Source organism: Flavobacterium sp. FlaQc-48 (assembly GCF_044007335.1).
In the GTDB taxonomy this organism is placed as follows: Bacteria; Bacteroidota; Bacteroidia; order Flavobacteriales; family Flavobacteriaceae; genus Flavobacterium.
Window position 1 is genome coordinate 44,891 of the sequence record NZ_JBIPCR010000004.1, and the last position, 19,895, is coordinate 64,785.

Annotated in this window: 20 protein-coding genes; 9 read left to right on the forward strand and 11 right to left on the reverse strand. The window is 31.8% G+C overall.

All coding sequences use genetic code 11. From position 1 onward, the window contains the following. Window positions 1–10 precede the first annotated feature (10 nt). The 11 genes from ACHRWY_RS07675 to ACHRWY_RS07725 all read right to left on the reverse strand — a co-directional run bounded on the left by ACHRWY_RS07675 (window position 11) and on the right by ACHRWY_RS07725 (window position 11,262). Complete coding sequence (locus ACHRWY_RS07675) at window positions 11–802, reverse strand: TrmH family RNA methyltransferase (protein WP_395353674.1); 792 nt, start codon at window positions 800–802, stop codon at window positions 11–13. Between the two features lie 134 nt (window positions 803–936). Then, window positions 937–1,971, reverse strand: a complete 1,035-nt coding sequence (locus ACHRWY_RS07680) for a serine hydrolase domain-containing protein (protein WP_395353675.1) — start codon at window positions 1,969–1,971, stop codon at window positions 937–939. Between the two features lie 31 nt (window positions 1,972–2,002). After that, window positions 2,003–3,088, reverse strand: a complete 1,086-nt coding sequence (locus ACHRWY_RS07685; protein ID WP_395353676.1) for a phosphoglyceromutase — start codon at window positions 3,086–3,088, stop codon at window positions 2,003–2,005. Window positions 3,089–3,142: 54 nt separating this feature from the next. Next, window positions 3,143–4,219, reverse strand: coding sequence for a hypothetical protein (locus ACHRWY_RS07690; RefSeq protein WP_395353677.1), 1,077 nt, complete (start codon window positions 4,217–4,219; stop codon window positions 3,143–3,145). Beyond that, window positions 4,219–5,550, reverse strand: a complete 1,332-nt coding sequence (locus tag ACHRWY_RS07695) for a DUF58 domain-containing protein (protein WP_395353678.1) — start codon at window positions 5,548–5,550, stop codon at window positions 4,219–4,221. Before ACHRWY_RS07695 ends, ACHRWY_RS07690 begins: the two co-directional genes overlap by 1 nt. Before the next feature lie 36 nt (window positions 5,551–5,586). Then, window positions 5,587–6,195, reverse strand: coding sequence for a hypothetical protein (locus ACHRWY_RS07700; RefSeq protein WP_395353679.1), 609 nt, complete (start codon window positions 6,193–6,195; stop codon window positions 5,587–5,589). A 66-nt stretch (window positions 6,196–6,261) separates the two neighbouring features. Continuing rightward, complete coding sequence (locus tag ACHRWY_RS07705; protein ID WP_395353680.1) at window positions 6,262–7,275, reverse strand: AAA family ATPase; 1,014 nt, start codon at window positions 7,273–7,275, stop codon at window positions 6,262–6,264. A 110-nt stretch (window positions 7,276–7,385) separates the two neighbouring features. Beyond that, window positions 7,386–8,588, reverse strand: coding sequence for a DUF4350 domain-containing protein (locus ACHRWY_RS07710; RefSeq protein WP_395353681.1), 1,203 nt, complete (start codon window positions 8,586–8,588; stop codon window positions 7,386–7,388). After that, on the reverse strand, window positions 8,581–9,354 hold the full coding sequence (locus ACHRWY_RS07715) for a DUF4129 domain-containing protein (protein WP_395353682.1): 774 nt from the start codon (window positions 9,352–9,354) through the stop codon (window positions 8,581–8,583). The genes ACHRWY_RS07710 and ACHRWY_RS07715 overlap by 8 nt, the downstream gene beginning before the upstream one ends. Then, window positions 9,347–10,297 (reverse strand): hypothetical protein, encoded by a 951-nt coding sequence (locus ACHRWY_RS07720; protein ID WP_395353683.1) that lies wholly within the window; start codon window positions 10,295–10,297, stop codon window positions 9,347–9,349. The genes ACHRWY_RS07715 and ACHRWY_RS07720 overlap by 8 nt, the downstream gene beginning before the upstream one ends. Next, entirely contained in the window at window positions 10,297–11,262 is a 966-nt protein-coding gene (locus tag ACHRWY_RS07725) for a stage II sporulation protein M (protein WP_395353684.1), read from the reverse strand. The genes ACHRWY_RS07720 and ACHRWY_RS07725 overlap by 1 nt, the downstream gene beginning before the upstream one ends. A 20-nt stretch (window positions 11,263–11,282) precedes the next feature. On the opposite strand from ACHRWY_RS07725, the gene ACHRWY_RS07730 reads away from it, so the two are divergent. The 9 genes from ACHRWY_RS07730 to ACHRWY_RS07770 all read left to right on the forward strand — a co-directional run bounded on the left by ACHRWY_RS07730 (window position 11,283) and on the right by ACHRWY_RS07770 (window position 19,779). After that, a complete protein-coding gene (locus ACHRWY_RS07730) occupies window positions 11,283–12,026 on the forward strand; it encodes an RDD family protein (RefSeq protein ID WP_395353685.1) in 744 nt (247 codons plus the stop codon). A gap of 138 nt (window positions 12,027–12,164) precedes the next feature. Then, window positions 12,165–13,013: a hypothetical protein gene (locus ACHRWY_RS07735; RefSeq protein WP_395353686.1), complete on the forward strand. Its 849-nt coding sequence runs from the start codon at window positions 12,165–12,167 to the stop codon at window positions 13,011–13,013. A gap of 14 nt (window positions 13,014–13,027) precedes the next feature. Then, on the forward strand, window positions 13,028–13,444 hold the full coding sequence (locus ACHRWY_RS07740) for a PH domain-containing protein (protein ID WP_395353687.1): 417 nt from the start codon (window positions 13,028–13,030) through the stop codon (window positions 13,442–13,444). A 159-nt stretch (window positions 13,445–13,603) separates the two neighbouring features. Next, a complete protein-coding gene (locus tag ACHRWY_RS07745; RefSeq protein ID WP_395353688.1) occupies window positions 13,604–14,212 on the forward strand; it encodes a trimeric intracellular cation channel family protein in 609 nt (202 codons plus the stop codon). Next, on the forward strand, window positions 14,209–15,192 hold the full coding sequence (locus ACHRWY_RS07750; protein WP_395353689.1) for a GNAT family N-acetyltransferase: 984 nt from the start codon (window positions 14,209–14,211) through the stop codon (window positions 15,190–15,192). Before ACHRWY_RS07745 ends, ACHRWY_RS07750 begins: the two co-directional genes overlap by 4 nt. A gap of 14 nt (window positions 15,193–15,206) precedes the next feature. Continuing rightward, window positions 15,207–16,307, forward strand: a complete 1,101-nt coding sequence (locus tag ACHRWY_RS07755) for a DegT/DnrJ/EryC1/StrS family aminotransferase (protein WP_395353690.1) — start codon at window positions 15,207–15,209, stop codon at window positions 16,305–16,307. A gap of 2 nt (window positions 16,308–16,309) precedes the next feature. After that, window positions 16,310–17,794, forward strand: coding sequence for an oligosaccharide flippase family protein (locus tag ACHRWY_RS07760; protein ID WP_395353691.1), 1,485 nt, complete (start codon window positions 16,310–16,312; stop codon window positions 17,792–17,794). Next, window positions 17,791–18,546 carry an acyltransferase gene (locus ACHRWY_RS07765; protein ID WP_395353692.1) on the forward strand — a complete coding sequence of 252 codons (756 nt, stop codon included), beginning with the start codon at window positions 17,791–17,793 and terminating at the stop codon, window positions 18,544–18,546. Before ACHRWY_RS07760 ends, ACHRWY_RS07765 begins: the two co-directional genes overlap by 4 nt. Before the next feature lie 147 nt (window positions 18,547–18,693). Next, on the forward strand, window positions 18,694–19,779 hold the full coding sequence (locus ACHRWY_RS07770) for a glycosyltransferase (protein ID WP_395353693.1): 1,086 nt from the start codon (window positions 18,694–18,696) through the stop codon (window positions 19,777–19,779). The last annotated feature ends 116 nt before the right edge of the window (window positions 19,780–19,895 follow it).

Sequence of the window (19,895 nt, forward strand, 5' to 3'; positions counted from 1 at the left end):
TAATTTAAAATTAATTAAATCCTCTTTGGCGTTTGGCTTCAAAAATTAAGATTGCCGCGGCAACTGAGACATTCATACTGTCTATTTCGCCCTGCATTGGAATTATAATATTCTGAGTTGCAGCATCACGCCAGTCCTGCGTTAAGCCTGTTGCTTCTGTACCCACAACCAAAGCTGTTGGAGTCGTGAAATCCTGTGTATGATAAGAGGTAGAATTTTGTAAAGTAGCGCAGTAAAAATCGATCTTTTTTGCTTTCAAAAAAGCAATAATTTCAGCTGTTGTTCCTGTGGCGATTTGGTTGGTAAATAAACATCCCACGCTTGAGCGAACTATGTTTGGATTGTATAAATCACTTTTAGGGTTTGCGATCAAAACAGCGTCTAAATTTGCAGCATCTGCCGTACGCAAAAGTGCACCGATATTTCCTGGTTTTTCAGGTGCTTCGGCTACAATAACCAACGGATTGTCTGATAATTTTAAATCCGATAAAAGCATCGATTTGGTTTTGGCTACAGCCAGAATACCTTCGGTTGTATCGCGATAGGCTAGTTTTTGGTAGACTTCTTTATTGATTTCGATTAACTGAACCGGAGGGTTAACCCATTTATTGATCTGATTTTCAGTAACCAATTCCGGTAAAAATAAAACAGTTTCTATTTCGTAACCGCCTTTTATGGCTAATGAAATTTCACGTAGACCTTCAATCAAAAATGTTCCGGTTTGTTTTCGGGCTTTTGCCTTTTCCTGCAGTAAAACAAGTGATTTTATAAACGGATTTTGTATTGAGGTAATTTGTTTCATTTTTTTTAAAAGGTACTAAGGTTCTGAGGCGCTAAGGTACTTAGATTTTTTTTAAAAGTTGCAAAGGTTCAAAGGTACATAGGTTCAGCGTTTTTTTTCTATAAGGTTTTTAAAGCTATAAAAGGGAAAAATTACTATTTATGGTTTTCAGGCTTTGCTCTTATTATTTTTAAGATTTCGGTATGATAATAAAAAGTCTTTTTTATTTCATTAGGATAATAATCAACATTTTCGAGAACAATAACACTTGTCTTTGTCTCAGGATAGTAGTAATTCATTGTGACAAATCCGGGACAATATCCGGTTTGACCATATTGTAACAGACCGTTTATTGTATCTATTGTTATTCCGTATCCGTATGGAGTTTTTCCAAAAACAGGATGATTACGTACTGCGTTTTTTTGCTTCATTTCCAGCATTTTCAATGTTGCTTTTTTTAATAGCTTTCCATCATAAAATTGCTCATTCCATAAATTTAAATCACTACAATTTGATATAAAAGAGCCCGCAGCAGCATAATTTTGAAAACTTTTATTTTCGAATTCAATTTTACCATTTTCAGTTTCCGTATACCCTTTAACTAAATTTTTATATTGCTTAATGTCGGGGTGAAAAGTATATTTCATTCCGCATTTTTTAAACATTTTTTTTGAGAGCTCTGCAAATGATTCGCCAGAAGTTCTCTCAATAATTTTAGCTAATAAATCATAACCAATTTGTGAATAAGCATATTGAGTTCCTGGTTTAAAGGCGGTTGGTTTATCTAATTCAACAATGCCATGCGTGTGTGTCAATAATTGATGAACCGTAACTGTATCCGCCCAGGTCTGTTTTAATTCAGGTAAATATTTATGAATCGGAACAAATAGTTCAACACGTCCTTTATCATATTCTCTAAGTAAGAGAACGGATGTAAATTGTTTGCTTATAGAGCCAATTACAAATTCATCATTAAGTTGTAAAGTTTTTTTTTTGTTCAGGTCAGAATAGCCCAAAGCTTTAAAATATTTTGTTTTTCCTTTTTGAGAAATAAAAATTATTCCGTTAAACGGTTTTTCTGTTTTAATAGAAATAAGAGAATCAATTTGCTTTTCAAAATTGATATTTTGAGCATAGGTTGTCACTATTATTTCAAAAAAGAGAAATAAAAACAATAATATTTTCTTCATTTAAGATTGATGGGTTTTGCGGTTTTTTGATTTATTTTTGAAGTACTTCTGAAATCTCACTCGCAACAGGGTGTGAGGTTGTAAAAGTATATCCCATAATTTTGGCAATGGTTTGGGCGATCTGTTTTTGATACAATTGCGATTCCATTTTTACTTCGCCTTTTGGTGCAATTTCCGGTCCTATTGCGGCAAACCAAATTTGTGATGCTCCGGGAACATCAGCACCGTGATCTGTCCATTGGGCTTTTGTTTTGTCTCCGCGTCCGTGATCTACCGTAATTAGTAAAGTAGTTTTGTTTTTGTATTGCGGATCATTTTGTACAAAATCCCAGATTTCTTTAATCCATTTGTCTACCTGATTGGCCGCATCGAGATATGATCTGTAATGTCCGGAATGTGCCCATTCGTCTGTTTCTCCGTAGGCGATATAAAGTACTTTTGGTTTCTTTGTTTTTAGTTCGTCCAAAGCCTGATAATGCGTAAAGACGTCCAGGCACTCATCTTCATGAAAAGGTTTAAACGAATTATCACGCATTTCGTTTATTAACTTTTGAGCCGCAGTTGGTTTAGTGCCTCCCACAGGATCAAAGGCCGAAATTACAGGAAAACCACTTCTTTGTTCGTTTAAAATTCTATCAAAAGCATCCCAGGCGCCAAAAGCGGCAACTTTGCCTTTTAGTTTAGACTGTTGGTTTAAAAACTCCAAAACATTCACATTTGGATTTGCTTTATAACTATTAGAATTAACCGCAACATCAACATTTCCGGTCATGATTTCGCTATATCCGGGATAACTAAACCAATACGGGTTCGAAACATCAACTTTATTGCCCAAATCACGATTTCCATAAATCTGACCTTTTGAAACCATTTCTGACCATAAGAAAGGCATAATTTTTTTTCGGGATTCCTTAAAATCAGCACTGGCATATTTTTTATAAATGTAGGTACTGTCGCCCTGATTGAATTTTTTATCATTGGCAATTGCCGGATCCATTCCTTTAAAGACTTCCTGCCATCTAAAACCGTCGGTGGTGATAATGATAATGTTTTCTGTTTTTTGTGCATGAGACAAAAAGCTGGTGAAAACAAATAAGATTATAATTAGTTTTTTCATTTTTTTAAAGATCAATATTAGTTTGTATTTTGGATGGCAATTTATAAAAAAGCCTTAAGCTTTCATTTCATAAATCATGATCTTATTGTTATCAATTGCAAGTAATAAGCTGGCTTTGTCATTATATTCATCTATCTTGAGGTTTTTATCCTTAAAAATAATATTGCCTTCTAATGATAGGATCACCAAGCCAATTTCCTTAGAAAAGGCGATAAAAGAATTTATGGTTTTATTAAAACACAATTTAGAATTAACGATATTTTCAGCAATTTTAATTTTTTTAACCATTGCTGCTTTTTCTTTATCTAATTTATAGAAATGAATTTCGACATCAGAATCGGTTGTTGAATTTTCATCATCTTCTGTAATTGGATTATAAGTAACTGCAATTGTTTGGTTATCAATCCAGCAAACGGCTCTGTTTTCATGTTCCCAAAATCCAATATTTATATCAGAAATTCTATTACTATTTATGAAATCTTCGATGTCATATACTTTATAAGCATCACTAGAACCCCAACACCATCCCGAACTTAAAAACTTCTTATTATCCGGAGATAGAAATAACTTACCAAAAAAATAATCATAACTGCTTGGCCATGGAAGTTTATTATCCTCTTTATAATTCTTATAAAATTCGATATGTCTTTCTTCTGCATTTTCTTCAATTAATGATTTAGCGGCAGTAAGAACCTGTCTGGTATCAAGGTTCATTATTTGAAGATGATTCCACGCTACACTATAGATTATATGAGGTATATTTTGCTTGTTTTTAAATAAAGCGACAGGATAACTTGAAATATCGGCATGATAATCTTCCCTCCATACATGTAAAACATCATATTTTTCAGGATAGTAAATAAAACCATGCCTTTTAAAATCGTTTACAATAATTACAATATTATCAAGGGTATATAAAGTTGATTTTGCATTTATATCAAATCCGCCATCAGGATATCCCAGGTTACTTTTTACCGAGAATAAAAAATGAGTACTTTGTTCAGGAATGTTATATTTTAGTACTTCTCCTGAATCTTTCAGCATCACAATTTCATTTGAATTTGATAATGTTGCGCTTAAGATTACTTCTTGAATAGTAAATACTATTTCGTGTTTTAGTTGAATTTTCACTATAAAATCCCTCTCGCCTTAATCTCTAAATATTTATTGATCGCATCCAAAGTCAGATTTTCAGGTTGGGTCAAAACGGAATGTATACCATATTTCTTTAGTTCGTTTGCGATAAGTCGTTTTTCGAACATGAATTTTTCGGCAATTACCTTATCGTAAACTTCCTGAATGGTATCTGTTTTTTTATTGATAATGGCATTCAATTCGGTATTACTAAAGAAAACGACCACTAATAAATGACTTTTGGCAATTGCTTTTAGATAAGGTAATTGTCTGTTTAGGCCATCCATAGTCTCAAAGTTGGTATACAAAATAATTAAACTTCTCTGATTGATATTTTTTTTGATGTCGACATATAATCTGCTGTAATCACTTTCAAAAAAATCAGTTTTGATGTTGTATAAGGTTTCCAGAATTTTTTGCATCTGAGAAGCTCTTTTCTCGGCAAAGACTCTGTTTTCTACTTTTTTAGAAAAAGCAAAAATTCCGGCTTTGTCTTGCTTTTTAAGGATTACATTTGCCAGGACCAAAGTCGAATTAATAGCATAATCCAGTAAACTCAATCCTTCAAAAGGCATTTGCATGACACGGCCTTTATCAATCGCCATATATACGGATTGCGATTTTTCGTCCTGAAACTGATTGACCATTAATGAATTTCTCTTGGCGGTAGCTTTCCAGTTTAAGGTTCTGAGATCATCGCCCTGAACGTATTCTTTAATTTGCTCAAATTCCATCGTATGACCAATCCGGCGTATTTTTTTGATTCCGTGTTGGTGTAAATTATTCGAAAAAGCCAACAAGTCATATTTCCTTAATTGTATGTATGAAGGATAGGTGGGCACCATTTGATCTTTTGCAAAAATGAACCTTCTTGAGATTAATCTTAGCGGCGAAGAAACATAGATATTGAGGTAGCCAAAAAAGTACTCGCCACGTTCTGTAGGACGTAAGTCATACCCAATTTCTTTTTGTTCAGCTGCTTTAATGGTTCTTACAATTTTGAAATCGCGCACCTGAAACTGAAATGGAATTTCATCAATTATTTTAACTGAAATTTTAAAAGTATAGCCATTTTTGATCTGAATAGTTACAGGATTTAAATCACCATTCGAAAGTTTTTCGGGTGTATGTCTTTCGGCTTCAATTCCTGTGTTGGTCAAATACAAAAGCAAAATGTCAAGCCCCAGAAAAGTGATTAAAATTAAAACCAGAAGCCAGACGGCATTGTACAGAACCGGAAAAATAAAAGCAAAACCAAACAGTCCGATAATGCCCAAAAGCACATAGAAAAAGAAGTTATTGAGGTAAAGGCTCTTTATGAATTTCACGATTTTATCATTTCAGGTTTATAATTTATTTTCGATTCAAAATCGGGTGTACGATTCAAAATCAAATCCTTCTAAGTAGGCAATTTTCCAGATTCCGTTTTCTTTGACAGCTTTAACTTTGTATGTAAAGTTATCTTTTGCAGACCAGCTCCAGTTAAAACCAGCATTGTTTTTGTCTATTTTAAGATTGTTTATAACCATGGTTTTCCAATAGGCATCCGGATAATCCTGACAGCTGCACCATGGATTTGTATCTTCCCCAAATGGAGGCAGATCTCCAACAAGCCATTCCATTTTTTTATTCTTTAAATTGGCATCGATCGTTGAGGCAATTTTTGAATAATTGTCTAAAAATTGCTTCGAAAAAAAACTAGACTTTTTTAGTTGATCCAGTTTTTTATTGTGGGCGGCTAAATTTAATCCGATGTATTTAGTTCCTTTTTTGTTTTCGACAGCGTCAAAATCACTAACTAAATTTTTTGTTTCGATCCATTCATACATTTTTCTTATTAAGGTCTCCAATTGTTGTTTGTCAGTGGAAAAGTAAAAAGTTTTTTTTGTTGTTGTTAAATCGGTATTTACCGGTGTAAAACTGGCAGATAAAATCCAGATGAAGGATAATAAAAAAAGTTTATAAGGTTTCATTTAAAAAAGGTTTTAATGTTTTGGGATTCAAATTTGAAAACTGCAATCGTGACTAAAAACAGAAAACTATCTTGGAATTTCTACGGTTTCTATAATTTGTTTGATAATTTCAGTGCTTGTAAGACCTTCCATTTCACGTTCCGGCGCTACAATTACACGATGCTGAAGAACCGGAATTGCGGCTTCTTTGATATCTTCAGGCGTTACAAAATCTCTTCCTCGAATAGCGGCGAAACCTTTGGAGGCATTTAATATTGCAATCGAGGCGCGCGGAGAAGCCCCTAAATATAAAAAGGCATTTTCGCGCGTGTTTACTACAATTCGGGCAATATATTCGAGTAAATTTTGTTCTACTCTAATTTGTTTTATCAAAGATTGATACTCTTGTATTTCGGCTGCAGAAAGTATGGTTTTAATCGCTTCGAGTTTTCCGTGGTCCTGCAACAAATGTTCTCTTTGGATAATTAAGATTTCTTCGTTTAGTTTGGGATAATCAATAGTGATTTTGAATAAAAATCGGTCTAATTGTGCCTCAGGCAAACGATATGTTCCTTCCTGCTCGATTGGGTTTTGGGTTGCAATAACCAAAAATGGTGTTTCAAGCTGATAGGCTGATCCGTCAATTGTAATTTGACGCTCTTCCATGACTTCAAAAAGTGCCGCCTGTGTTTTCGCCGGAGCACGGTTTATTTCATCAATTAAAATTAGATTAGAGAAAATAGGGCCTTTTTTAAACTCAAATTCAGAATTTTTTAGATTAAAAATAGAAGTTCCTAAAATGTCTGATGGCATTAAGTCCGGCGTAAACTGAATTCGGCTAAAGCCAATATTTAAAGTTTTAGACAACAATTTGGCTGTAATAGTTTTGGCAACTCCGGGTACACCTTCAAGCAAAACATGTCCGTTTGATAAAATTGCGACCAAAAGCTGGTCGACCATTTTATGTTGGCCTACAATTACGGTTTCAAGCTCTTTTTTAATACTATTTACGTGTTCTAAAAGTGGTGCTAAATTTATTCGTGTTTCAAAATTCACATTCTCATTTGTGATTTCTGTTTCTGGTGTATTGATATCGTCCATATTGGTCTGTTTTCTTTTTGAATGAAATTATTTTTTTCTGCCACAGATTAAATTCATTATCGCTGATTTATAATTATTTTAATCTTCTAATCTATGGCTAATATCTTTATCTAATGTAAAATCTTTTCTATGGCATTATTAATTCTAATGAGGTCTTCTTCAAGGCTGCCGTGATAACTTTTTCGATGTTCATTAATTAAAAATACAAGTTCCTGAATATCGCTTATATCTTTTCCTGTTTTGTGATGCAATTTTTTAATGAAATGATCATCGAGTTTTGTGGTATCAATTAAATAATCGGTTCTTATTTTTTCTAAAAAGTAAATGATTTTTTTATCAATAATATTGTCGTGATCCCCTGCCTGATAATACAGGTTTCCTATTGTTTTGGTAAAATCAACTGTTAAATTAGATAAAGGCTTTAATATCGGAACAATACGTTGTTTTCGTTTGGCATTAAAAATAATAAAAATAACGATTCCAAGTAAAGAGAGGTACAAGGCCGATTTTAATGCAGGCTGACTTAAAATATAGCGTAAAGGCGATGTAGAAATCCTTTCATTGTTTTGTCCTTTGGTATACCAAAAAATATCGCCCTTTGGCAAACAGGAGAGAACGCCTTCGGCATATTGATAATTTTTTCCTTTTAATAAATGAAAATTAGTAAAAGCAAGCGGATCTGTATGCAGATAAAAGTAGCCTTGTCTGTAAGCCACTTTGATATAATTGACATTCTTGTTTGATTTTGTATCCTGATAACCTAATACAGTTGTACTTGCAGTATCAATTTTAGAAAAATAATCATCTATGGGTTGTGGCAAATTATATTTTTTGTCTTTAAATTTTTTGTTTGCCAGCCAAACAATCGTATTACCACTATTTTGAAAATTAGAATTGACTTCGATTTTTAAAGAGTCTAATAAGTACCTGGGAAATGTTTTCATGCTTAAAAAAGCATTATTTCCATGTGATACAAAATAGAATATTTCTTTAATTGACTGATCATCAATTGTGTTTTCTTCGGATATGTTTATAAAATTGCCTTTAATTTTATAATTTTCTATCAGCGTATCTTCGTCGTATTGAGAATCGAGGTACTCATACGGTGTAACGAGAGAAATTCTTTCTACTTTATGATCTTTAAAAAAGCCATTGATTTCCTTGTCAAAAACATATAATCCATACGGGATTTTGTCATTGACAGAATAAGTTGGGCGCCAATCGATAGGTTTTTGCCGGTCGCGATCTGCCAGTAATATGATGGCAAACATAAAAACCAGAACAGCAATATAAATTTTAAGTGTTTTACTCATTGCTAAAGGTTTTTATGGCATTCTTAAATCTGTTTTCGGCCTTTTTGAAAGTAGTTTCATCAATTTCAAATTCTCCGTACCAAATATAATTGTACAAATAAGATAAATAAGTGAACTCTTCTTTATGTACAGGTCTCTGAAGTTCGTATAAATAATCTGAATTGGTTTTCTCGATATCCCATTCGATATAATGATTTTGTGCCATAACTTTTAAGAGCCACAAATAATAGTAACGAATCGCCACTCTTTTTTCTCCGGACTGAATACTTTCTTTAATCAATTTGTCAAAATCGAGAAGATGAATGTTTTTCTCGATATCAGAATAGTAAATGTTTCTTTTCTTTGCGTTTTTTCCAAAAATCCATTGTCCCTCTTTATCAATTACCGCTTTTGCGATTAAGTAAATAACAAAAACAATGATGATGACTGCCAATGTCTTTAGCAAGATTGAAACAAAATTGATAGAGGTTGCCGTACTTTCGAAACTAAACCAGCTTTTAAAAATGCTGGCCAGCCATTCTAAAAAGCGCTGCCAAAGGCCTTTTTCAGGAGCTTTGTATTCGTAAACAAATTCTGAACCGGTATATTTTTTTTTGAAATTTTTATCAAAAGTTGCTGGTTCAACTGTACTGGAATCAATTTGCAGATCCTTCTCCGTATATTTTACAGTTTTGATTTTTGGAGGTTCGGCTGTGGCCAAAGAATCCAGGGCATGAACAATACCAAAGAAGAAAATAAAAGATAAAATGAGGAGAATTCTATTCATTATTACTTCCGATTAATTCAATGTCACGATTTGAAATTTTATCATCTGATACTAGACTATAATAAATAATTCCCTGATTAACCATGAGAACATTATTGAAAATATAACTCAGAGCAAATATGGCAACAAATAGTAAAGAAATGAAAAGGAGTAATACTGGTGAGGCCTCAAATGGTTTTGTACCAAAATCAGAATTGGCTATTGTGGTTATAAAAAATATAAATATTCCGATGAAATAGAAAACCATGGTTATAGAAGCCTGAATCATCTGAATCATAATCATTACTAGAAAGGTCGTTCCAATGGTGGTCCAGAAATTCTGTCTCAATAAAACATAGGCATGATTTAAAGACTGAAAAAATCCTTTTTCTTCTGTTAAATAAACATAAAAACTAAGATTTATAAAAGTGAAAAAAGCGGGTATTGAAACCAATAGCAGCGGAATACCCACTAGAACAAAGCACAAGAGAAACATTAGAATAATAGCAATAAATAAAACAGGAACAACGATAAAGATGATTCCGATACAGAACTTTATAATTTTGCCAAGGTTTTGTTTAAAGCTTTTCATGATATCCTCGATAGTGAAATCATTGGTGTTCTTTTTCTCGACCAGTTTTAAATATAGAATTGGATAAGCAGAATTGAATAGTGATAAAACAAGCACTACAATCACAAAAATTGCAACAAAACCAATAAACATTGGGTAGCTGTCCTCGAAGTAATTTAAAACATAATTTGGATCAGGGTTTGCAGCATTATTCTGTGATACAAATTGAAAATTAATTTTTAAAAACCAGTATACAAATGCACCTGTAATAAGTAAGAAAGCTCCGTTTATGACGAAAAAAATCTTAAAAAAATGTTTTCCAAATCTTTTGAAAAATCTAAAAGTGTCTGTTATGCAGTCACCTAATTCCCGTTTTTTGTAAAGTTCGAACATTATATTGAAGTTGTTTTTTTGTGAACAATAAAAGGATAAACCAAATAATAAAAAGAAATAATTCCTAACGTAAATAAAATGATAAAGCTGCTTAACCAATTGGGCATATCGATCGAATAACGTGTTATAAAACCTTCCAGAAATCCTGCACTGATCGTAAAAGGAAATGTGCTCAGGAAGATTTTGAAGCTATTTTTGAAACCAATTTTAAAGGAATTTATTCTCGAAAAAGTTTTTGGAAAAAGTATAGAAGCACCCAGAATAAATCCGGCGGTTGTTTCAATTACGATGGCAAAAATCTCCATAGCACCATGAATCCAGATTCCGCGAACACTTTTCCAGAAGACGCCCTGCTCATAAAAAAAGTACTGAAACGATCCCAGCATAATACAGTTTTGAAGAAAAATGTAAAAAGTTCCAAGTCCGCCAAAAACACCGTAAACGTAGCATCTTGCCCCTACATAAAGATTGTTCATGCTGATGCCAATAAAACTTCCCCAGTTGCTTCCGGAGCCGTAAACGGCTACTGCGTTGCCTTTTTTTATATTTTCCAGAGTCATATTAACATAACTGTCTCCAAGAATCAACCGTATAAAACCCTGATCGTAACGAGCCGAAACTACGCCAATTCCAACCGTTATAAAGAATAGAATAAAGGCATAGATGAGGTAGCGTTTGTATTCGTACATCAGAAGAGGGACTTCGGTAATAAAAAATTCGACCAATTTGTTCTTTTCAGTTCTTTTCGTCTTATAGATCTTTTGATAAATCTGAGAAGCCAGATGATTTAAGTAAATTACCGTTTTACTTTTTGGATAATACGTTTGCGCATACGACAAGTCATTCATCATTTGAATGTACAAATTAGCTAACTCATCAGGATTTTTTTTAGCTTTACCAAAAATAGCTAGCTCAAATTCCAGCCATTTTTCTTTATTTTGTTTTATGAAGGCAACTTCTCTCATTGTAGGCTAAAGTATAAAATATGTCAGAATTATCTATTAATACAACCCAAAATGTTAAAATAAATTTTATCGCTGCTTCTGTAGGCGAGAGAATAGGTTCTTATTTTATCGATTTGATCATTAAAATTGCCTATATAGTGGTGATTTGGCTCCTCTTTTTTTATTGGCTTCATTTTGATAAATTATTGGCTAACCTGGATGGATGGTCTTCAGGAGCGATTTCACTAATCTTGTTTTTTCCCTTTTTTATTTATACCCTCACTTTAGAAAGCATTTTTGAAGGCCAGACTATTGGCAAAAAAATACTCAAAATAAAAGTCGTAAAAATAGATGGATATCAGGCTGGTTTTGGAGATTATTTAATGCGTTGGTTTTTTAGATTGGTTGATGTTACTATTCTTGGCGGAATTGTAGCTTTAATATCAGTGATTTCTAGTGAAAAAGGACAGCGATTGGGCGATATGGTTGCCGGAACAGCGGTAATTACCCTGAAAAACAAAATTAATATAAGCCATACCATTCTGGAAGAAATAGGTGATGCATATGTTCCTACTTATCCTTTGGTGATTAAATTATCTGACAACGATATGCGAATTATCAAAGAAACTTTTCAAAATGCCGTTGCAAAAAACGATCATGAGGTGATTTATAAACTGGTTTCGAAAATTGAAACTGTTACCGGAATCAAAAATCAATCGGGTAATAATAACGATTTTTTACGGGTGATTCTAAAAGATTACAATTTTTATACCCAGAATATGTAATTAAATTCATTCTTAAAAGGTATTAAATTTAGTATTTTGTAACTTTGTTTATGCTTTAATTTTATAAATTTAGCAGTATATTTTTTATAAAAGGCGAATCCGAAAAGCCAATGAGTAGGAAAATCTAATTTAATAGCTATGAATTTTAAAAAAGCTTTTACTGTAGTATTGATGTTGTTTGTTTCCATTGTTTCTTTTGCTCAGGGTGCTAAAAAACTGGATAAAATAATTAAAAGAGATTATCAGATTATTGAATGTACGATCGCTAAAATGTCTGATAAAACGGTTGAATATTCTTTACCGGGAGAAACGTTGCAAATCGCATTGGATGTATCTCAAATTGCCAGAATTGATTTTGCAAGCGGGCGTTCACAAACTTTTGATGTCTCTGCGAATACTGCTCCTTCCGGCAATTCTGATCCCGTTACAGCTTCCTTAGAAATAAAACCCAATACGATTGCCGTGCTGCCCGTTCCATATGTTAATTCGGATAATCAGGAAGGTTCTGAAGATATGGCGAAATTTGCTCAAAATGATCTTTATAATAAATTACTGGATAAATCCAGTAATATTTTTCCGCTAACTGTTCAGGATTTAAGAGTGACCAATAGTTTGTTGCACAAAGCCGGAATTGATCATAAGAATATTGATGAAACTCCAATAGAAGATCTTGAAAAAATTCTGGGAGTTGACAATATAGTCGCTGCAAAAGTCTCTTATACGATGAATTCAGGCACGACTGCTACTACTTACAATAGTGGCAATGCAAAAGTAAGCGACAATAACAAAAAGATTAAAACCAATGATGTTTCTACTACAACAGCAAATACACAGGTTTATTATTACTATACAGTGTATTTTGATATGTATAAAAATGCATCAAAAATATATTCACAAACACGAAAACCTTTTCTGGCTGTAAAAGACAGCTGGATGGATTCTATATCCTATTTATTGAAAAGAAGTCCTATTTACGTTAAAAAATAAACGGGAACACCTAAATGGAGAAATTTAAATCTAAAGTAGATTATTGGTTTATAGTGCTCTTGGTTTTGCTTTTTGGATTGATATTGGCAAGATTGGCATATGATCAAAACTGGATTGGTTTTGGCTTTATATTTTTTGTTGTCGCATTTATTAGCTATATGTTTTCAACAACTTTTTATACAATTGAAGATCAAAAGGTATTTATAAAATGTGGAATGCTTTTTAATCTTTCAATCGAAATTAAGAATATTAAAAGAATATCCGAAAGCTACAATATTATAAGCTCTCCTGCACTTTCTTTTGACAGGCTTGAAATTTTGTATAATAAATTTGATACGATATTAATTTCACCAAAAGATAAAGAAAGGTTTATTGAAGCTATTGAAAAAATAAATCCGCAGGTAGAAATAAAATTAAAGAATAAAGAATAAAGAATAAAGAATAAAGAATAAAGAATAAAGAATAAAGAATAAAGAATAAAGAATAAAGAATAAAGAATAAAGAATAAAGAATAAAGAATACAAATTTAAACACTCCTTTTTCTCTTTGAACCTTTGCATCTCTGTACCTTTGAACCTTAAAAAAAAAGAATGTTCCATTTATTAGATCTTATTGGTACAATGGCGTTTGCCATGTCGGGGGCTTTAACAGCGATGCATAAAAAACTGGATCCGTTTGGTGTTTTTATTATTGCTTTTGTAACAGCAGTTGGAGGCGGAACGCTTCGTGATGTTTTGATTGGCAGAACTCCGGTAGGCTGGATGCTGGATTTGCAGTACGTTTACGTTATTATTTTAGGTTTTGTACTGGCAATTCTTTTCAGAAAAAAGTTCGACAAGTTGAGAACCTCACTGTTTTTATTCGACACCATCGGATTAGGGGTTTTTACTTTAATAGGTCTTGAAAAAGGAATTATGATTGGTTTACATCCTGTAATTTGTATTGCATTAGGAACGATGACGGCTTGTTTTGGCGGAGTTACCAGAGATATTTTGTGCACAGAAATTCCAACCATATTTAGAAGAGAAATTTACGCTACCATTTGTATTTTTGGCGGAATAGTCTTTTTTGTGCTGAAAAGACTGAATTTAGAAAATGATATTTTATATCTGGTAACTTCAATTGTTATTATTACAGTACGATTACTGGCCGTAAAATTTAAATGGTATTTACCGGCATTTGAGCATAAAGTAAAATGAAAGCAACCCCATATACCGTAAAAAAATACCATCAAAGCGATTATAAAATTTGGAATCATTTTATAAGTCAGGCCAAAAATGCTACGTTTTTATTTCATCGCGATTTTATGGAGTATCATAAAACTCGTTTTGAAGATTTTTCGCTTTTGGTTTTTGAAGATCAAAAGTTAATAAGTGTTTTGCCAGCCAATAAAAACCGGGAAATAGTATATTCCCATCAAGGGTTAACTTACGGAGGCTTGGTGTATAAGGAACAAACGAAATTAGCAGCGATTATAGAAATTTTTCAGGCTATTTTATTTTTTCTGAAAGAAAACAACATTCAAAAATTAAATTTTAAAGCACTTCCTTCTATTTATGCTTTAAAACCGGCTGAAGAGATTTTATATGCGCTATTTTTAGCCGAAGCAAAACTGGTGCGCCGTGATTCTCTTTCTGTAATTGATTTATCGAAACAAAATACCACATCAAAAATCAGAAAAAGAGGCTTTCAAAAAGGAGTTTTCAATCAGTTGATCATTAAAGAAGAAGATCATTTTGAATCGTTTTGGACCGAAGTTTTGATTCCGAACTTAAATGAAAAGCATAAAGCAAATCCTGTACATTCGGTAGAAGAAATGAATTATCTGAAAACTCATTTTCCGGATAATATTCATCAGTTTAATGTTTATTCTGAAGATCAAATTGTGGCCGGAACCACTGTTTTTGAAACTGAAACAGTAGCGCATTGCCAGTATATTTCAAAAAATGAAAATCAGGAAAACCTGGGAAGTTTGGATTACTTGTATCATTATTTGATTCAGGAACGATTTGCGAAAAAGAAATTTTTCGATTTTGGAATTTCGAATGAAAATCAGGGAAGAAATCTTAATGAAGGATTGTCGTACTGGAAAGAAAGTTTTGGAGCAGGTACTATAGTTCACGATTTCTACGAATTGGAAACTGCCAATTATATCAGGTTAAATGGTATTTTTGTTTAATAATTAAAAATAAAATGATATCATTTCTGGATCTTAAAAAAATAAACAAGCCCTATGAAGCCGCTTTTCAACAAAAATTGAAAGAAGTTTTAGAGAATGGCTGGTATATTTTAGGAAAAGAAGTGGAAACCTTTGAAACAGCTTTTAATAAATATTGCAAAACCGATTATTGTATTGGAGTAGGGAATGGTCTTGATGCCTTAATCCTGATTTTTAAAGGATATATAGCATTAGGAAAGCTTCAAAAAGGTGATGAGGTTATTGTTCCGGCTAATACTTATATTGCCAGTATTTTAGCTGTTTTGCAAGCAGATTTAGTTCCGGTTTTAGTAGAACCAAGATTAGAAACCTACAATATCAATCCGGATTTAATTGAAGAGAAAATCACTCTAAAAACAAAAGCAATTTTAGCAGTTCATTTGTATGGACAATCGGCTGAAATGGAGAGAATTAATCAAATTGCAATTCAGAATAATTTATTAGTAGTTGAAGATGCAGCACAATCGCATGGAGCGGAAAGCAATCTGAAATATAAAACTCACAATCTAAAATCCAGTGCTGCCTATAGCTTTTATCCCGGAAAAAATCTTGGTGCCTTAGGAGATGGGGGAGCAATTACCACTAACGATTCAGAATTGGCAAAAGTGGTGTACTCGATTCGTAATTACGGCTCTGAAAAAAAATACCACAATGAGCATATCGGAGTAAATTCAAGATTAGATGAAATTCAGGCCGCTTTTTTAAATATAAAATTACCCAATCTAGATGCAGATAATGATAAACGACGTGCTATTGCAAAACGCTATTTAACCGAGATAAAAAATAAAAAAATAATCCTTCCGCTTTGGGATTTTTCTAATCATCATGTTTTTCATCTGTTTGTTATCCGAACAGAAAATCGTGTAGATTTACAGGAGTATCTAACTCAGAATGATATTCACACTGTTATTCATTATCCAATTCCTCCACACAAACAAAAAGCACTTCCGGAATGGAACAATTTATCATTTCCAATTACTGAAAAGATTCATAATGAAGTTTTGAGTTTGCCTATTAGTCCTGTTTTGACCAGTGAGGAAGTTAGTTTTGTTATTAAAGTTTTAAACAAATATTAGTTGTGTCTGAAAGTAAATCCTCTTATTTGCATATTTTAAAAACTACATCTCTCTTTGGTCTGGTACAATTATTTAGTATTATTATTTCTATAATTAGAATAAAATTAATTTCTGTGTTTATTGGACCTGCTGGAATAGGAATCACATCTTTATTAAGCTCTTCTATAAATATTATTAGTGGAGTTTGTGGTTTAGGAATTGAAACAAGCTCAATTAAGCACATTTCAAGTAGTTATAAAAATGAGGATTTAAATACTGTTTCCAAAACAGTTTCTATCGTTAGAAAATTAGTATTATTTACAGGGGTTTTAGGAACGTCACTTACAATTATTTTTTCGAATTGGTTGAGTATAATTGCTTTTGGAAATTCAAGCCATATGTATTCGTTTATTTTTTTATCGATAACATTATTATTTAAACAGCTATCTGTAGGGCATTTAGTTGTTTTACAAGGATTAAGAAAAATGAAACTTTTGGCTAAAGCTAATTTTTATGGCAATTTATTGGGTTTGATTTTTTCAATTCCGTTGTATTATTATTACCAAATTGATGCAATCGTACCTACGTTTATAATCGCATCTTTCAGTGCTTTAGTATTTTCGTATTATTATTCTAAAAAAGTAAAAATTAAAATCAGTAGTGTAAAACGAAATCAACTAATCGTAGATGGAAAAGATATTATCCGACTTGGGATAATGTTGGCTTTTAGTGGTTTGCTAACATTGTTTTCAACATATTTAATTCAGATTTATATTGGAAAATATGGTAGTATTGAGCAAGTTGGGCTTTTTAGTGCTGGCTTTACTCTGCTAAATTCTTATGTCGGGATTATTTTTACTATAATGAGTACTGATTATTTTCCAAGATTATCTTCAATCTGTAATGACAATTATAAAATACGCATAAGTGTAATGCAGCAAGCATTGGTTTCAGTGCTTATAATTACACCAATTATAATTCTGTTTTTAATCTTTATCCCGCTGATAATAAGAATATTATATACTTCTAAATTTGTATCTATAATTCCAATGGTTTGTTTTGGAATATTAGCAATGTTATTTAAAGCAGTTTCATGGTCTATGGGTTTTATTTTAATTGCCAAAGGAGAGTCTGCTATATTTATCAAAACCGCTATTGGATTTAGTTGTTTATCTTTATTTTTGAACGTTCTAGGTTATTATTTTTACAAATTGGAAGGACTGGGTATTAGTTTTTTGATTTATTATTTGATCCATTTCTTTATTGTGAAAATGATTACAAAAAAACGATATGGATTTTATTTTGATAAAAAGTTTTATCAAATTTATTTAATTTGTATAGTTATGTGTTCACTTACTTTTTTATTTAGATATATACCTAATCAAAATTTTAAATATAGCTTAATGTCGATTATGGCTATAATTTCTATAGGATTTGTATTTTTTGAGATAAATAAAAAAATGGATTTAAAAGAAATGTTCAATTCTCTACTCAAAAAAATCAAATGATTAATATTTTTAAGAAAATTTATACAGGTTTAAGATCGGTTTATCATAAACTGAAATTCTATCTTACCATTAATTGGGCTAAGACGATTTATTTTAATTTAAAAAAATTTCCTTTTAGTATAGCAAAAAAAATGCCTGTTTTTTTTTATGGGAAAGTAAAATTTCATGATTTAAAAGGAGAAATTATTATTGATTCACCAATTAAAACAGGAATGATTGGTTTTGGTCAAACCTTTGAGTTATTCAAAAAGGAACAAGGTATAGCTGAATTTAATTTGTCGGGAAAAGTTCTTTTTAAAGGGAATGCTCATTTTGGTAAAGATTGCTTGGTTTATATAGGGCCAAATTCTTATTGTGAAATTGGAGAAATGTTTGCTTTAGGTTCCAGAGGAAAGCTAATTACGTACGAAAAAATAATTTTTGGAAAATATGTTAGAGTTGGATATGAAACGCAATTAATCGATACTAATTTTCATACCATTTTAGATTTAGAAACAGGTAAAGTAGCCTCATTAACTTCTCCTATTCAAATTGGAGACTATAATTGGATAGGAAATAGATCAACAATAATGCAAAAAACAGTTACACCAAGTTTTTGCATAATAGCATCTAATAGCTTGATTAATAAAGATTATAGTTTATTAGGTGAAAATATTCTTATTGGTGGAATACCGGCTAAATTGATTAAAAAAAATATTTCAAGAGATTGGGAAGGGGAAAGAGAGCTATTGAAAATTTGGATGAAAGTATAAAAATTATGATCAATAAGTTAGAACATTAGGAAGGTAAAGCTTTAAATATTGTAATCAAAGACATAGATTCTTAAGCCACTTTGATAATTTTTAAGAGATGTTGATTTTTGATTTTTTGAACTTATCACATTAAACAGTTTTAGCAACATGAAAATTCTTTTATTAGGTGAATATAGTGCTCTCCATTCTACATTAGCAGAAGGACTAAGGGTTTTAGGACATGATGTTACTGTAGCTTCTGATGGATGTAAATGGATGGAAAACGATAGAGATGTTGATTTGTTTCGCTCCGGTTATGATTTTTATAACTCAATTCAATATCTAAGAAGAATACATAATACGTTCAGAAAATTTAAAGGATATGATGTTGTACAAATTAAAAACCCTTCATTTTTAGATTTAAACATTAAAAGAAATCTTAACCTTTATCGATTTTTATTAAAAAATAATGCCAAAGTTTTTTTAGGTGCCTTTGGTACTGATTACTTTTGGGAGAAATTGTGCATAGAAAATAAAACACTTAAATATTCGGATTTATTTATTGGGGAAAAACCTCTTGATATTTATAAATGTGATTGGATAGGAAGTCAATTTCAAGATGCCAATATTGAAATTGCGGAAACTTGTAATGGTATAATTTCTTGTTTGTACGAGTATTATAAGGCGTATGAACCTTACTATAACGATAAATTAGGATATATTCCCTTGCCTATTAATACTGATTTACTCCCTTATAAACAAAAAGGAATCCAAGAGGATAAAATCAAATTTTTTATTGGCATTCAAAAGCTGAAGTCAAAATTGAAAGGCACTGATTTATTTCTTGAGGAAATAATGAAAATTCAGGAAGCTTATCCTAAAGAGGTTCTGGTAAATAAAGCGACTTCCTTACCCTGGATGGAATATGTGAAAATAATGTCAGAATCAGATGTAATATTAGATCAGCTCTATTCTTATACTCCTGCAATGAACGGTTTAATTGCAATGGCACAAGGTTTGGTTTTAGTAGGTGGAGGAGAACCGGAAATGTATGAATTGTTAAGAGAAAATCATAATCGCCCAATTGTTAATGTATTTCCTTCGAAAGAAGATATTTATAGTAAATTAGAAATGCTAATACAAAATAAGAAGGATATACCTGAAATTTCAAGTAATAGTAGAAGATTTGTAGAGCGGCATCATAATTATATACAAGTGGCCCAACAATACGTTGATTTTTGGAACAGTAAATAAGAATAATTAATTAAAAAGCAATTTGAAATCATGAATCATTCTTTCTGCTTCTTTCCTGTTATGGTCTTAGATTTTTATTTTAAAAAACACTTATATTTGCAGGTATAAAATAAAAA

Coding starts and splice junctions, on each gene's coding strand:
- ACHRWY_RS07765 (WP_395353692.1), top strand. CDS start 17,791: ATGATTAATATTTTTAAGAAAATTTATACAGGTTTAAGATCGGTTTAT.
- ACHRWY_RS07705 (WP_395353680.1), bottom strand. CDS start 7,275: ATGGACGATATCAATACACCAGAAACAGAAATCACAAATGAGAATGTG.
- ACHRWY_RS07715 (WP_395353682.1), bottom strand. CDS start 9,354: ATGAATAGAATTCTCCTCATTTTATCTTTTATTTTCTTCTTTGGTATT.
- ACHRWY_RS07725 (WP_395353684.1), bottom strand. CDS start 11,262: ATGAGAGAAGTTGCCTTCATAAAACAAAATAAAGAAAAATGGCTGGAA.
- ACHRWY_RS07680 (WP_395353675.1), bottom strand. CDS start 1,971: ATGAAGAAAATATTATTGTTTTTATTTCTCTTTTTTGAAATAATAGTG.
- ACHRWY_RS07745 (WP_395353688.1), top strand. CDS start 13,604: ATGTTCCATTTATTAGATCTTATTGGTACAATGGCGTTTGCCATGTCG.
- ACHRWY_RS07740 (WP_395353687.1), top strand. CDS start 13,028: ATGGAGAAATTTAAATCTAAAGTAGATTATTGGTTTATAGTGCTCTTG.
- ACHRWY_RS07700 (WP_395353679.1), bottom strand. CDS start 6,195: ATGAAACCTTATAAACTTTTTTTATTATCCTTCATCTGGATTTTATCT.
- ACHRWY_RS07755 (WP_395353690.1), top strand. CDS start 15,207: ATGATATCATTTCTGGATCTTAAAAAAATAAACAAGCCCTATGAAGCC.
- ACHRWY_RS07730 (WP_395353685.1), top strand. CDS start 11,283: ATGTCAGAATTATCTATTAATACAACCCAAAATGTTAAAATAAATTTT.
- ACHRWY_RS07750 (WP_395353689.1), top strand. CDS start 14,209: ATGAAAGCAACCCCATATACCGTAAAAAAATACCATCAAAGCGATTAT.
- ACHRWY_RS07675 (WP_395353674.1), bottom strand. CDS start 802: ATGAAACAAATTACCTCAATACAAAATCCGTTTATAAAATCACTTGTT.
- ACHRWY_RS07685 (WP_395353676.1), bottom strand. CDS start 3,088: ATGAAAAAACTAATTATAATCTTATTTGTTTTCACCAGCTTTTTGTCT.
- ACHRWY_RS07710 (WP_395353681.1), bottom strand. CDS start 8,588: ATGAGTAAAACACTTAAAATTTATATTGCTGTTCTGGTTTTTATGTTT.
- ACHRWY_RS07770 (WP_395353693.1), top strand. CDS start 18,694: ATGAAAATTCTTTTATTAGGTGAATATAGTGCTCTCCATTCTACATTA.
- ACHRWY_RS07720 (WP_395353683.1), bottom strand. CDS start 10,297: ATGTTCGAACTTTACAAAAAACGGGAATTAGGTGACTGCATAACAGAC.
- ACHRWY_RS07735 (WP_395353686.1), top strand. CDS start 12,165: ATGAATTTTAAAAAAGCTTTTACTGTAGTATTGATGTTGTTTGTTTCC.